Consider the following 14,175-nt stretch of genomic DNA (forward strand, 5'->3'; position numbering starts at 1 on the left):
TTTGGACTTTTTTTCTTCTTTTTCCTTCGTTTGTCTAGTATAATGAAGGTCGGAATGATAATAGGTGGGGGTTCTGTATGATTCAAACGTTTTTTAAAATCTTTTATTTAATTTTAATTGTAATTGCGATTACACCGAGAATGTGGCGTCTTAAAAGACAAGTAAATACGATGGCGCCAAAAGAAAAAGATAATGCTGTGTATAAAACGACAAATTGGTTTGGTAAGAAAATGGTACGTGTAGCTGGAGGGACAGTAGAAGTGAAAGGGCTTGAAAATGTTCCGAAAGACAAGCCGGTACTAGTTGTAAGTAATCACCAAAGTAATATGGATATCCCTGTTTTACTAGGTTACTTAAATAAACCAATTGGATTCGTGTCAAAAGCAGAGATTAAAAAGTTCCCAGTTGTACCAACTTGGATGGAACTTATGAATTGTGTATTTATGGATCGTAGCGATCGTCGTCAATCTCTTAAAGCAATTAAAGATGGAATCGAACTATTAAAGAATGGACATTCTATCGTAATTTTCCCAGAAGGAACGAGAAGTAAAGGTGGCGAAGTTGGAGAGTTTAAGGCTGGTAGTTTCCATCTTGCAGTAAAATCAGGTGTAGCAATTTTACCTGTAACGTTAGATGGTACATATAAGATGTTTGAAGCGAATGGAAATCGTATGAAGTCAGCTCATGCAACAGTAACAATTTCTAAGCCGATTACACCTGAAGAGTATGCGAATATGGATATTAAAGAATTAACGAAGCATACACAGGAAGTTATCGCATCACAATTACATAAGTAATAAAAAAGGTTTCAGCTTATAGTAAGCTGAAACCTTTTTTATTATGCTGTAGGTAAGACATAAAAGAGTACACAGAAGAACATCATCGCACTACCACCTAAAACGAACAGGTGCCATATGGCATGGTTGAAAGGTAGCTTTTCCCAAAGGAAGAATATAGCTCCGACAGAATATAAAATTCCACCTGCTAAAAGTAGTGAAAAACCATGTCCAGTTAGATTTTCATAAAGTGGTTTAATGGCAACGATTATGAGCCAGCCCATAATGATGTAACATAAAGTTGATGCCTTTATAAAGCGACGTACAAAGAAGATTTTGAAGACGATACCTCCGATTGCAAGTGTCCAAATTATAGCAAGCAACGTCCATCCTAATGGGCCACGAAGTGTAATAAGTAGAAAAGGAGTATACGTGCCAGCAATCAATAAGTAAATGGCTGAATGATCTAAAATAGTAAATATTTTTTCTACTTTAGGATGATGAATGCTATGTAGCAATGTTGAAAACAAGTACAGTAAGAACATGCTTACACCATAAACAGTAAATGCGACTACAGCTGATGCGGTACCGTGCTTAGAAGCATGAATAATCAATATGATTAAGGCAGGGATGCTTAAAATGGCACCGATACCATGTGTAATTGCATTTGCAATTTCTTCTTTTACAAATTGGGTCATTCGTGTCATTTTTTCAGTCATAATGCAAATCCTTTCTACTATCATAAAATAATATGTCATTTCCCTTACCATATCATACACAAGAGCAATAGAAAATGAAATTTGTATAATTGATTATATTTTTGAATTTTTTTGACAAAAGGCAATGGATTTGTTGACGTTTTCAAACTTTTTTGACAAAATAAAATTATGTAATAGTAGGACAAGGAAACTACTAATAAAGGGGATGGGGAAATGTTTTCAAATATTGGCTTTCCAGGGTTAATTTTAATTTTAGTAGCAGTACTCATTTTATTTGGACCTAAAAAATTGCCGGAAATCGGGAAGGCTTTAGGGGAAACGTTAAAAGAGTTTAAAAAATCAACGAAAGAATTGACAGATGACGCATTTCAAGAAAAGGAAAAGAAAGAAAAACTGTAATGTATTTTCCTTGTAATGGATAAATAAAGTGTGGTGAACGAGATGGAAGATCGGGAAATGAGCGTAGTAGAACATATTGTTGAACTTCGAAAAAGAGTAATATATACAGTGTTATCCTTTGTACTATTTTTAATTATTGGATTTACTTTTACAAAGGATATTTATTTTTGGCTTGTAAAAGATTTACCAATGAAATTAACTGTTCTCGGTCCAAGTGATGTATTGTGGATTTTTTTCTCGATTGCTACAGTATTTGCTATCGTTTGTACAATTCCTTTTGCTGCTATACAAATTTGGTTATTTGTAAAACCGGGTTTACATCCAAATGAACAAAAGATGACAATAATGTATATACCGGTATTGTCTATATTATTTATCGCAGGTTTATGTTTTGGATACTTTATTGTAATGCCGTTTCTATTTCACTTTTTAACTACGATAGGTAATGAAATGTTTAATACGATGTTTACGACAGAAAAGTATTTTCATTTTGTACTTAATTTAACAGTTCCATTTGCTGTGATTTTTGAATTGCCAGTCGTTGTAATGTTTTTAACTAGTATTGGAATACTTACGGCGGAATTTTTAATAAAAATAAGAAGGTATGCTTACGTAGCATTAATTATCATTGCATCTTGTATATCACCGCCTGACTTTTTATCTCATAGTTTAGTTGCGGTGCCGCTTATTTGTATTTATGAAGTAAGTATTGCTTTATCAAAGGTTGTAAGTAAGAGGAAAAAGAAAAGAGAAGAAATGCAGTCGAAAAGTGCCTCGTTATAAAGGCACTTTTTTATTTATTTGTTATACTATAGCTATAAACGTATACAATATATAGAAGAAAAAAATTATAGAATCTCCAAAATTTAGACAAACTTTGCGCTTTTATAAGCTTATACTAAATGTATTAAACAATTGATGGATAATGAGATTCCCGTCTCAGAGATATTTAGGACGGGAAGATGGATTAGGTGGAGATGAATAGAGTATAAATCTTCTAGCCATAAGGACTACAGAAATCATATAAGTCTGATTTTACTCCACTTTAAACAACGTCTTACAGCGCAAAGTAGAGGAAGTTCAAAAATCCAATGAAAAAGAGGATTGATATTGTGATTACGAAAAGTTTTTATTTCACTCATTCAACAGGGGATTGTATTAAAATATTCGAAATCCCTGTCCTACAGGCACAGCATCCATTATCGTTTCTAATTCAGTCTCGTCTTCAATTATTTATTGCAAAAATTCAAAAACAAAAACATCCAAGATTTTCATATTCTTTCCGTGAATATTTACAAAATTGTTTGAAGTGGAATGATTATTTAAATGTATATAAAACAAATACTCTTGAAAAAAATGCATGATATAGAGTAGAGACAGGGTTAGGAGCTCTGTCTTTTTCATTTTAGATATAAAAATATAATTAATTTGATGAAATTTCGTTCCAAATTGTTGAAAGCAGTGGGAATACTAGTATAATAACAAGGAGAGCGTATTGGAAAGGGAAGAATATAATATGCAAAAAATTAAAATTGTAACAGATTCAACGGCAGATTTATCACAAGAGGTAATCGAGAAGTATGACATTCATGTTCTACCATTATCAATCTCTGTAAATGGACAAACATATTTAGATCGCGTTGATCTACAACCAGATGAATTTATTGAAGAAATGATTAAATCAGAGGAACTACCAAAAACATCACAACCTGCAATGGGTACATTTGTAGAAATGTACGACAAGTTAGGTGAAGATGGAAGTGAAGTACTTTCCATTCATATGACAAGTGGAATGAGTGGTACTGTAGCAACTGCAAATAGTGCTGCATCAATGACCGATACAAAAGTAACAGTTGTTGATTCTCAATTTATTACACATGCTTTAGCATATCAAGTGATTGAAGCTGCAAAAATGGCAAATGAAGGACGCTCACTAGAAGAAATTTTAAAACGTGTAGATGAAGTAAGAAAGAATACTCGTTTATATGTAGTAGTAGATACATTAGAAAACTTAGTGAAGGGTGGACGTATCGGTAAAGGAAAGGCGTTTATCGGTTCGCTGCTTAATATAAAGCCAATTGCTAGTCTTGAAGATGGTGTTTATAATCCTGTAACGAAAGTTCGTAGCCAAGGCCAAATTGTAAAAACATTAGCTAAGTTATTTGAGCAAGATACAGCTGGAAAAGTTGTAAAGGCTGTTGCAATTCCGCATGCGAAAGCAATTCCTTTAGCTGAAAGTATGAAAGTGGCGGTTGAAAAAGTGAGTGGGTTTGCTCAATCAGAAATTTTCTATACAACGCCTATAATTAGTACTCATACAGGTCCAGGTGCAATCGGATTTATGTATTTAGCAGAGTAATAAAAAAGCTACTTGAAAATATATTTCAAGTAGCTTTTTTATGTAAATAGAAAGTAAGAAATAAGCAGAGCTATACAGGCACTACCGCTAATGATATAGCGAGTCTGTAAATATTCATTCATAGATAACACCCTTTATCCTGCTATTTGCGGACAGTAAAACTCCCACCTCAAAATTTAGCTGGAGCAAAGAGGTTAGGTGGCGGGCTGTCCGTAAAAGCCCGATTGGTGAAGGTTAATAATCAGTGGGGATAAAGAAACTCCCACTGATTAAAGTTTCATTATAGGATTTTCTATATTATATGTTGGATATAGAAAATCAGTCGTTACGTTACACATGTAAAGTTTCAATTTTTTCATTTACTTGCTTATCATTTGTTGCGTTACTATAAATAAAAGTTTGGCCTAAAAAGAGTACATGCAGTTGTTCCCATGGTAACATGCGCAAATTCCAATTATTTCGAAGTCTAGTTATTGCTTCACGAGGTGTTTCATCGGCGAGTGCAAAAGCTCCGTAATGCATCGGTATAAAATGCGTAGCGTTTAAATCTAAATAAGCTTGCACAGCTTCTTCAGGTGAAACATGAGATACTTTCATAAACCATTCTGGTTCATAAGCGCCAATGGGCATAAGAGCAATATCAATTAAAAAGCGTTCACCAATTTCTTTGAAACCTTGGAAATAGCCACTGTCGCCACAAAAATATATGGTTTCCATAGTCGTTTCATTATCAATAATCCATCCGCCCCAGAGAGACGTATTCATATCAAATAAGAATCTTCTCGTCCAGTGCTGAGCAGGTACGAAGTGAAAAGAAACTTCATTAATTATCGTACTTTCCCACCATTTATACTCTTCTACATGTTTAAATTTCTTACGAGTAAATAATTTTTTTAATCCAATAGGTACAAGATATAGAACATCATCATTCAACTGACGAAGAGTTGAAAAATCTAAATGATCATAATGACCATGTGAAATAAGGACAATATCAATTTTAGGTAGTGCTTCTATAGAAAGTCCAGGTTCTGTAAGTCTTGGAACTAGCTTTAATTTATTGGCCCATACTGGATCTGTTAATATATTAAGTCCATTCGTTTGGATAAGAAAAGTAGAATGCCCAATCCACGTGATAGTCGTTTTTTCAACATTACTTTGCAAAAATGCACTTTGTTTAACGGGTGATTGTTCTACTAAGAAAGAAAAATCCTTTTTGTTTTGCTTTCGTTCTTTACGCCAGCGTAAAAAAGAGCGAATTGATTTTTTTGTACTAACATTATCCATATTTTCATAGCGCTTTGCCATGAACATCACCTCATTTACAATCGTTGTATTTGTATTGTACCGAAATGTTGTTAAGGAATACAGTGTAAAACATGGATTAATGTTTAAGGAATTGTTAAAAAATAGGGAGAGATATTTACAAAAGTAACAATAAAATTAGTTTTATCAATTCTATTTATAGAAATAATAGTAAAAAAATATATTTTGTCTAGTAATTCGCTTGAAATAAAGAAGTAACATACGTAAATTCGTACGATTTCGTGAACAAATGTAGTAAACAATTTTCTCGTAGTGTTAACTTTTGTTATTATAAACATAACCTATTTAAATTTAGGATAGAGAAAAGAGGTTTATAAATGAAGCGTTATCAAAAAATAATTGGTCTTATGGTTGTATTTTGTCTCTTTGTACTTGCTGGATGTAGTGAATCAGGTTCAAAGCTTCGTAAACCATTAAATTGGGATTTAGAAACTTTCCAATTTACAAATCAAGATGGAAAGCAATTTGGTACAAAAGATTTAAAAGGGAAAGTTTGGGTTGCAGATTTTATGTTCACAAATTGTCAAACAGTTTGTCCACCAATGACTGCAAATATGGCCAAGCTGCAAAATATGGCAAAAGAAGAGAAGATAGACGTTCAGTTTGTTTCATTTAGTGTAGATCCAGACCTTGATAAACCAGAAAATCTGAAAGCTTTTATTCAAAAGTTTACAGAGGATACTAGTAACTGGAATTTATTAACGGGATATTCGTTAGAAGATATCACGAAGTTTTCAAAAGATAATTTCCAATCACTTGTAGATAAGCCGGAGAATGGTCAGGTCATGCATGGTACATCATTTTATTTAATTGATCAAAACGGAAAAGTAATGAAAAAGTATAGTGGCATTAGTAATACGCCATACGAAGACATTATACGTGATATGAAGCGATTAGTGGATTAAAAATAAGGGTGCATAGCACCCTTATTTTTTTGCATTAGTCTATGGATAAAATGTCATGTTGTTGGGGAAGTTTCGGCGCCCGAATTTCTAATACGCCGTTTTGATAAGAAGCTTTTGCTGCTTTTTTATTAATTGAATACGGCAACTTAATCAATCTTGATGCTTCTGAAATGGAACGTTCCCGGCGATAATAGTTATGGGATGTTTCTTCTTCTTCTTCGAGTATCTCTTCTTTTACAGAGACTTTTAAGTATTCACTTTGTATTTCAATTTGAATTTGCTCTTTTTGTATACCTGGTAGTTCAGCTGTAACAACGAGTTCTTCACCAACTTCATATAAATCTACAGGGAATGTTAATAAACGGTTTCCTTTTTGGAAAAAATGATTTAAATCAGCGATTACATTGCGAAGAGGTGTTTGCTCGAAGAAATCATCAATTTGCTTTAAGTAATTACGAACCGGTGGGCGAGAAGAATCTTTTTTTTCTTCACTCATGGTATTCCCTCCTAGAAATCAATTTGCAATATCATATGACAAAAGCGGAGAAAGGTGAGTGCCTAGTTTTCATGTTTTCATAAAAAATTGTTAAAAATGTGAAATGGAGTGATTTTTTTATAGTTTTTGGTCGCCATATTCAGTTGATTATGCTAGTATAAATAGGGTTGATATAGTAGTATAGAAACAGAATGAAAACCGAAAGAGGGTAAGAAGTATGTGTGGTTTTGTAGGATGTTTATGTGAAAACCCTAGAGAGTTTTCAGAAACAGAAAAACATCAATTTGAAAATATGAACACGATGATTTTCCACCGTGGTCCAGATGACGAAGGATATTTTCGTGATGAACATGTACAATTTGGCTTCCGCCGTTTAAGTATCATTGACTTAGAGGCAGGACATCAGCCGCTAACTTATGAAAATGATCGATATGTAATTATTTTTAATGGTGAAATTTACAACTATGTAGAATTACGTGAAATGTTACTTGAAAAAGGTGCAACGTTTGCAACACAATCTGATACAGAAGTTATCATTGCATTGTATGCACATATGAAAGAAAAATGTGTAGACTATCTTCGTGGTATGTTTGCATTTATGATTTGGGATCGTGAAGAGAAGAAACTTTTCGGTGCACGTGACCACTTCGGTATTAAACCTTTATACGTCGCACAACAAGGTGATACTACATTCTTCGCATCTGAGAAGAAAAGTATTATGCATGTGATGGAAGATAAAGGAGTTAATCCAACGTCACTACAACATTACTTTACGTACCAATATGGTCCAGAGCCAGAAACATTAACAATTGATGTTAATAAAATCGAGCCTGGTCATTATTTCGTAAAAGAAATCGGTAAAGAGATGGAGATCCATCGCTACTGGAAACCTTATTTCAATGCTTCAAGCGCAACGAAAGAGGAGCATATCCAAGCAATTCGTGATGTGTTATACGATTCAGTAAAAGTGCATATGCGCAGTGATGTACCAGTAGGTTCATTCTTATCTGGTGGTATCGATTCATCTATTATCGCTTCTATCGCAAGAGAAATGAATCCAAATCTTTTAACATTCTCTATTGGTTTTGAACAACGTGGTTTCAGTGAAGTTGATGTTGCCAAAGAAACTGCTGAGAAATTAGGCGTTAAAAACCATAACGTATTCATTTCAGCGAAAGAGTTTATGGATGAGTTCCCAAAAATCATTTGGCATATGGATGATCCTTTAGCAGATCCAGCAGCTGTACCATTGTACTTCGTTGCAAAAGAAGCACGTAAGCATGTAACAGTTGTTCTTTCAGGTGAAGGTGCAGACGAGCTATTTGGTGGTTATAACATTTATCGTGAGCCAAACTCACTAAAAATGTTCTCTTACATTCCTAGCCCAGGTAAGAGCGTTCTAAAAGCATTAAGTGGTGCTCTTAAAGAAGGATTTAAAGGTAAGAGCTTCCTAGAGCGTGGATGTACGCCAATTGAAGAGCGTTACTATGGAAACGCGAAAATCTTCCGTGAAGAAGAAAAAGTTGAATTAATGAAGTATTACAATGAAAGTGTTAACTATATGGATATCACGAAACCATTGTATAACGAGATTAAAGATTATGATGATGTAAGCAAAATGCAGTACATTGACATGTTCACATGGTTACGTGGTGACATTTTATTAAAAGCTGATAAAATGACAATGGCAAACTCATTAGAACTTCGTGTACCGTTCTTAGATAAAGAAGTATTCGATGTTGCATCTAAAATTCCAACTGAATTTAAGATTGCTAACGGAACTACGAAAGCTATTTTACGTGAAGCAGCACGCGGAATCGTTCCAGATCACGTATTAGATCGTAAAAAACTTGGATTCCCAGTACCAATTCGTCACTGGTTAAAAGACGAAATGCATGATTGGGCTATCAATATTATAAACGAGAGTAAAACAGAGCATTTAATCGACAAACAGTATGTATTAAACTTACTGGAAGCACATTGTGCAGATAAAGGCGATTATAGCCGTAAAATTTGGACTGTCCTTGCGTTTATGGTATGGCACCAAATTTATGTTGAGCATAAATACGATACGAATAAGTTCCATGAAGAAACAAAACGTGCGTATAGCTTAGTTTAATTAGAAAAACCTTAAGATCGCATACGGTCTTAAGGTTTTTTTCATAAATAGGAAGTATTATTGATACAATAATAGTAAAAGGATGGACAACATATGATTACGTTTGAGAAAGTTACCGTAGAAAATGAAAGCGTTGTTAAAGAAATGTTTAAATCGCATAGTTTAGGTGAGAAAAAGGTACAGTACTGTGTGAAAGTTGATGATACATATATTGGTGTAATAGATTATAGTGTTCAAGAGGAACGAGCTGTTTTATCACAGCTAATTATTCATTTTGATTACCAAGGTTACGGTTATGGTGCAAATACGTATTTTACATTTGAAGAAATGATGAAACAAAGAAATGTGAAAGAAATAAAAGTGCTACAAGAGGAATTAACAGAAAAGGCGAAGTCTTTCATAGAGAGTTTTGGTTTTACTTCAGAAGATGAAGAGTATGTAAAAAAAATATAACGATGATTACTTATGCGATAAAATAAATATAAGGCAGGTGGATGTATGACGATGACTTCTGGTCTTGTATTAATTGGAGGGTGCTTTATAGTAGCAGAATTATGTCATATACTCATTCGGAAAAGAATGAGTAAGAAAAAAAAGCCGTATGAATTACAATACGTCCCTGTCTTTTTCATTATGTTTTGTATGCTTAGTACATTACAAAATCTAATGAACTTTCCACCACTTGTGAATGTTTTTTTAAAGTTCGGTTTACTTTATAGTGGTGCTGGAATAATACTTTTATTTATTTTATTTTGCATACGTTATGCTCACTATCAATCGTATATATTTATTTTAAATTGGTTAAAGCAAGATGATAGAAAACGCCTTACATAAGGCGTTTTTTTTATTTGTAATTGTAACAGAACTTGTACATTTCACATAAAATAGGACGAGTAGCAATGCAAACATATTACAAGAAAGGGGCGGGGCAATAAAATGAAACTTGTTATAGACGCAGGGCACGGTGGATATGATTCTGGTGCTGTTGGTAATGGTTTAGTAGAAAAAAACTTAACACTTCAAATTGCTAGACGCGTTCGAGACATTTTAACGGTAAATTACCCAATTACAATTAAAATGACACGTGATAGTGATGTGTTTATTTCTTTATCGGAACGTGCTAATATTGCCAATGCTTTTGGTGCGGATTATTTTATTTCATTTCATATTAATAGCGGCGGGGGTACAGGTTTTGAAAGCTATATTTATAATGCGTTATCCAACAGCAGCACTGCATATGCAAAGCAACAAAAGATGCATACAGCAGTAAATCCTGTATTAACAAAATACGGTCTTCGTGATCGAGGAGCAAAAAAAGAAAATTATGCGGTATTAAGAGAAACCGCAATGGATGCAATTTTAACTGAGACTGCCTTTATTGATACAACGTTTGATGCAAATTTATTAAAAAATCCACAATTTATTGAAGATCTAAGTCAAGCGTATGCGAATGGAATAGCGGCTATTTTTGGAGTAGCTCCAAATCCACAACCTCCTAACCCACAACCGACACCTCAAACGAAGGGAATCGCTTATATCCTTGGGAAAAATGTAAATTTAAGAAATGGTCCATCAACTTCTTCCTCAGTTATTCGTCAATTAAATTCTCCAGAATCTTACGTTGTATATCAGGAAAGTAACGGATGGTTAGATTTGGGGAATGGACAATGGGTGTATAATGATCCTTCTTACATTAATTTTGTAAAGACAAGTAATAGTGATGGAAGTCCGATTGGGGTTGCATATATACAAGGGATGAATGTAAATTTAAGAAGTGGTCCATCAACTACATCTGCAGTTATCCGCCAATTAAATTCTCCAGAATCTTATTTAGTATATATAAATGAAAATGGTTGGTTAAACCTTGGTGGAAATCAGTGGGTATATAATGATCCATCGTATATTAAGTATACTCAATATTAGCAATTAAAATGATAATGCAATATGGATGCGTATCTTTGTTATGTATAACAAAGATACGCATTTTAATAACAACATTTATTTTCATACTTATGCACTATGTTTTAAAAAGAAACATTAGAAAAGCGGATAGAATCTAAACAGTATATATTAAAAAAGTTTTCTGATATACATTGACAATGTATGTAGGATACATTAATCTTTAATTGTTAATGATAATCGATTTCATCTAGGGAGGACATATGATACATACTAAAAAACTAATTATGTTTTGCATTATGATACTCATGGTTGTAATTGCAGGATGTAGTAAAGAAGAGAAAAAGGAAAATGAAATATCAGCGAAAGCAAAAGATTCATATACGGTAAAGCATGCAATGGGCGAAACGACAGTAAATGGTACACCTAAAAAAGTTGTTGTTTTAACGAATGAAGGTGCAGAGGCTCTACTAGCTGTGGGCGTAACTCCAGTGGGGACTACAAAACCACGTGCTGGTGATGAATGGTATCCTCATGTAGCGAAAGAGTTAAAAAATACGGAAGTTGTAGGAACTGAACGTGATATTAATTTAGAGGCTGTAATGAAGCTTAAGCCAGATTTAATTATCGGAAATAAAATGCGTCACGAAAAAATATATGATCAGCTAAAAGAAATCGCACCAACTGTTTATGCAGAAACATTACGCGGTGATTGGAAAGAAAACTTTACGCTTTATACAAAAGCTGTAAATAGAGAAAAAGAAGGGCAAAAAGCTCTTGATGATTATAAAAAACGTATTGAAGGAATGAAAGAGAAGTTAGGCGATAAATTGAATTCTAAAGTTTCTATTATTCGTTTCGTGCCAGGTGATGTTCGTATTTATCAAAAAAACTCATTCTCGGGAGTTGTGTTAAATGATATTGGGTTTAAACGACCACCATTACAAGATAAAGATGATTTTGCGATAAAAGGAATTACAAAAGAGCAAATTCCAAATATGGACGGAGACTACTTATTCTATTTCACGTCTGATAAAGATGCAGATAAGAATAATGAAGGAAATTCGTTAGCAAAGGAATGGACAGAAGATCCACTCTTTAAGCAACTACAGGCTTCTAAAAATAATAAAGTATTCCAAGTAGATGAGGTAATCTGGAATACAGCAGGCGGTATTAAAGCTGCGAACCTTATGTTAGATGATATTGAAAAATATTTCCTTAAATAAATGATAAAATACATCACTTTTACGAAGTGATGTATTTTTTGTTTGTGAAAATACAGAAAATTCCTTCTTTCGGGGTGGCATAAGTTGTACAATAAAATCAATCATGTGATAAAGGAGTGGGGAAGAATGAAAGCTACTCATAAAGATTGGATCTTGTTTAATGGGAGAATGATTAATACGAAGGAAGAACAGCCGATGGTCGCATTAGAAGAGCGCGGTTTCCAATTTGGTGATGGTATTTATGAAGTATTTAGACTATACGATGGCAAGCCTCATTTATTAGATTTACATTTAGAACGATTCTTTAACTCTATGGTAGAAATAAAACTAATTCCACCATTTACGAAGGAAGAATTAGTAGAAGAGTTATATCAAATGATTGAAAAAAATCAATTTCAAGAAGATGGGAATGTATATTTACAAATATCAAGAGGTATACAACCGCGCAATCATGTATATGAATCAGATTTACAACCGACATATTTTGCAAATCTTGTTTCGTTCCCAAGACCAGTTGCTTCAATGGAGGCAGGGATTAAGGTAACAGTAGAAGAGGACATCAGGTGGAAGTTTTGCCATATAAAATCTTTAAATTTGCTTCCTAATATCATGATCAAAAACAAAATAAATGAACAAGGGTATCAAGAAGCAATATTAGTACGGGATGGCATTGTGACTGAAGGGTGTCATTCCAATTTCTTTATCGTGAAAAATAATAAGTTAATTACACATCCAGCGGATCATTTTATTTTACATGGTATTACACGTCACTACGTGATTACATTAGCGACAGAGTTACATATCGAAGTAGAAGAACGAGAGTTTTCATTACAAGAAGTATATGAAGCTGATGAGTGCTTCTTTACAGCGACGCCACTTGAAATATTCCCAGTCGTTCAAATTGGTGATGAACAGTTTGGAGCTGGTGAAAGAGGACCAATTACGAAAAAATTACAAGCTGCATATGAAGAGAGTATTCGTTTGTTTAAAGTGACAAATTAATCATGAAGAAAAAAGCTGGTATTCTTCCGGCTTTTTTTCATGATATAATTCAAGCATAGGACAAGTTTTGAAAACGCTGTAAAAAGGGGATTTAATATATGAATTATGAAGATTTTAAAGAAGTAATTCACGGAAGACGAAGTGTTAGAAAGTTTAAAGATCAAGAAGTATCTACTAATGATATAAAAGAAATAATTGATTGTGCGCGTTACGCACCGAGTGATACGAATTCGCAAACGTGGGAATTCTTAGTTATCATGAATCGAGAGAAGATCAAAGAAATTGAACAAATGACATGGGATGCATTACATAAACTTGCGGCAAAAGCAGCAGAAAATGGAGAAGAGAAAGCAGGGAAATTACTTACACGTTCTTTCGGACCATATGCAACAGCTTTCTCGGAGGCACCAGTATTAATCGTATGTTTGGCAACACCATATGAATCAAAGTTCCGTGAAAAGATATTTGATCCAATTGCTTTTGTTCCAGATTCAGTTTGGGAAGAAGAAGGGATTAAGAGTAGCTGTTTAGCGGCACAAAACTTAATGTTAGCTGCACATGCAAAGGGACTTGGTACTTGTCCAATGACAGGGCCAGTATTGCTAGCTCAAGATGAACTGCGCCAATATTTACAAATTGAGCCTGAAAAACAAATAAATATGGTTATTTCACTAGGATTTCCGAAAGATAAGCCAAAAAAACTTCCAAGAAAAGAAGTAGAAGAAATCACAACATTTGTTTTTTAAAGTGCTACATAGAAAAGACATTGGACATATCAATGTCTTTTTATTTTTGAGCGGGTATTATATCGATTTGTTGGGCTAAAATGATAAATAAGAAGGAATTACTATTTATTTCATAAAAAAAATTAATGTTCTATTAAGGAAAGTATGATACATTAATCGTGAGCAAGCTTCTATATGTTCATAAAAGTTTTAAAAGTTGTCTTAAA

General features: G+C 33.6%; 16 protein-coding genes. 13 read left to right on the forward strand and 3 right to left on the reverse strand.

Annotation, left to right across the window (positions count from 1 at the left end; genetic code table 11):
* The first annotated feature begins 77 nt into the window (after positions 1-77).
* Positions 78-797 carry a lysophospholipid acyltransferase family protein gene (locus IBT51_RS20870; protein ID WP_000616582.1) on the forward strand — a complete coding sequence of 240 codons (720 nt, stop codon included), beginning with the start codon at positions 78-80 and terminating at the stop codon, positions 795-797.
* A gap of 41 nt (positions 798-838) precedes the next feature.
* On the opposite strand, the gene trhA is transcribed toward IBT51_RS20870, so the two are convergent.
* Positions 839-1,495 carry a PAQR family membrane homeostasis protein TrhA gene (trhA, locus tag IBT51_RS20875; protein ID WP_000136889.1) on the reverse strand — a complete coding sequence of 219 codons (657 nt, stop codon included), beginning with the start codon at positions 1,493-1,495 and terminating at the stop codon, positions 839-841.
* Positions 1,496-1,708: 213 nt separating this feature from the next.
* Between trhA and IBT51_RS20880 the strand changes: the two genes are divergently transcribed.
* The 4 genes from IBT51_RS20880 to IBT51_RS20895 all read left to right on the forward strand — a co-directional run bounded on the left by IBT51_RS20880 (position 1,709) and on the right by IBT51_RS20895 (position 4,253).
* Positions 1,709-1,894, forward strand: coding sequence for a twin-arginine translocase TatA/TatE family subunit (locus IBT51_RS20880; RefSeq protein WP_000492442.1), 186 nt, complete (start codon positions 1,709-1,711; stop codon positions 1,892-1,894).
* 42 nt (positions 1,895-1,936) lie between these two features.
* Positions 1,937-2,677 (forward strand): twin-arginine translocase subunit TatC, encoded by a 741-nt coding sequence (tatC, locus tag IBT51_RS20885; protein ID WP_000390119.1) that lies wholly within the window; start codon positions 1,937-1,939, stop codon positions 2,675-2,677.
* A gap of 329 nt (positions 2,678-3,006) precedes the next feature.
* Positions 3,007-3,258: a DUF2535 family protein gene (locus tag IBT51_RS20890; protein ID WP_000629012.1), complete on the forward strand. Its 252-nt coding sequence runs from the start codon at positions 3,007-3,009 to the stop codon at positions 3,256-3,258.
* Between the two features lie 152 nt (positions 3,259-3,410).
* A complete protein-coding gene (locus IBT51_RS20895; RefSeq protein WP_069356630.1) occupies positions 3,411-4,253 on the forward strand; it encodes a DegV family protein in 843 nt (280 codons plus the stop codon).
* A 330-nt stretch (positions 4,254-4,583) separates the two neighbouring features.
* Here IBT51_RS20895 and IBT51_RS20900 read toward each other — a convergent pair whose 3' ends face one another.
* Entirely contained in the window at positions 4,584-5,558 is a 975-nt protein-coding gene (locus IBT51_RS20900; protein WP_200458589.1) for an MBL fold metallo-hydrolase, read from the reverse strand.
* Between the two features lie 335 nt (positions 5,559-5,893).
* On the opposite strand from IBT51_RS20900, the gene IBT51_RS20905 reads away from it, so the two are divergent.
* Positions 5,894-6,481 (forward strand): SCO family protein, encoded by a 588-nt coding sequence (locus IBT51_RS20905; protein WP_200458588.1) that lies wholly within the window; start codon positions 5,894-5,896, stop codon positions 6,479-6,481.
* A gap of 34 nt (positions 6,482-6,515) precedes the next feature.
* Here the strand turns inward: IBT51_RS20905 and IBT51_RS20910 are convergent, their stop codons facing one another.
* The gene (locus IBT51_RS20910) at positions 6,516-6,977 is read right to left on the reverse strand and encodes an Hsp20/alpha crystallin family protein (RefSeq protein ID WP_001288086.1); all 462 of its coding nucleotides are present in this window, start codon (positions 6,975-6,977) and stop codon (positions 6,516-6,518) included.
* A gap of 217 nt (positions 6,978-7,194) precedes the next feature.
* On the opposite strand from IBT51_RS20910, the gene asnB reads away from it, so the two are divergent.
* The 7 genes from asnB to IBT51_RS20945 all read left to right on the forward strand — a co-directional run bounded on the left by asnB (position 7,195) and on the right by IBT51_RS20945 (position 13,969).
* The gene (gene asnB, locus IBT51_RS20915) at positions 7,195-9,096 is read left to right on the forward strand and encodes an asparagine synthase (glutamine-hydrolyzing) (protein WP_000333826.1); all 1,902 of its coding nucleotides are present in this window, start codon (positions 7,195-7,197) and stop codon (positions 9,094-9,096) included.
* 93 nt (positions 9,097-9,189) lie between these two features.
* Positions 9,190-9,549 carry a GNAT family N-acetyltransferase gene (locus IBT51_RS20920; RefSeq protein WP_000627519.1) on the forward strand — a complete coding sequence of 120 codons (360 nt, stop codon included), beginning with the start codon at positions 9,190-9,192 and terminating at the stop codon, positions 9,547-9,549.
* A gap of 51 nt (positions 9,550-9,600) precedes the next feature.
* The gene (locus tag IBT51_RS20925) at positions 9,601-9,930 is read left to right on the forward strand and encodes a hypothetical protein (protein ID WP_043924652.1); all 330 of its coding nucleotides are present in this window, start codon (positions 9,601-9,603) and stop codon (positions 9,928-9,930) included.
* Positions 9,931-10,032: 102 nt separating this feature from the next.
* Positions 10,033-11,019, forward strand: coding sequence for an N-acetylmuramoyl-L-alanine amidase (locus IBT51_RS20930; protein WP_000779885.1), 987 nt, complete (start codon positions 10,033-10,035; stop codon positions 11,017-11,019).
* A 239-nt stretch (positions 11,020-11,258) separates the two neighbouring features.
* The gene (locus IBT51_RS20935) at positions 11,259-12,221 is read left to right on the forward strand and encodes an ABC transporter substrate-binding protein (protein WP_200458587.1); all 963 of its coding nucleotides are present in this window, start codon (positions 11,259-11,261) and stop codon (positions 12,219-12,221) included.
* A gap of 126 nt (positions 12,222-12,347) precedes the next feature.
* Positions 12,348-13,223, forward strand: a complete 876-nt coding sequence (gene dat, locus IBT51_RS20940) for a D-amino-acid transaminase (RefSeq protein WP_200458586.1) — start codon at positions 12,348-12,350, stop codon at positions 13,221-13,223.
* A gap of 98 nt (positions 13,224-13,321) precedes the next feature.
* Positions 13,322-13,969 (forward strand): nitroreductase family protein, encoded by a 648-nt coding sequence (locus IBT51_RS20945; RefSeq protein WP_001105280.1) that lies wholly within the window; start codon positions 13,322-13,324, stop codon positions 13,967-13,969.
* Positions 13,970-14,175 lie beyond the last annotated feature (206 nt).

Source organism: Bacillus sp. S71 (assembly GCF_016625265.1).
GTDB classification, from domain to species: Bacteria; Bacillota; Bacilli; order Bacillales; family Bacillaceae_G; genus Bacillus_A; species Bacillus_A cereus.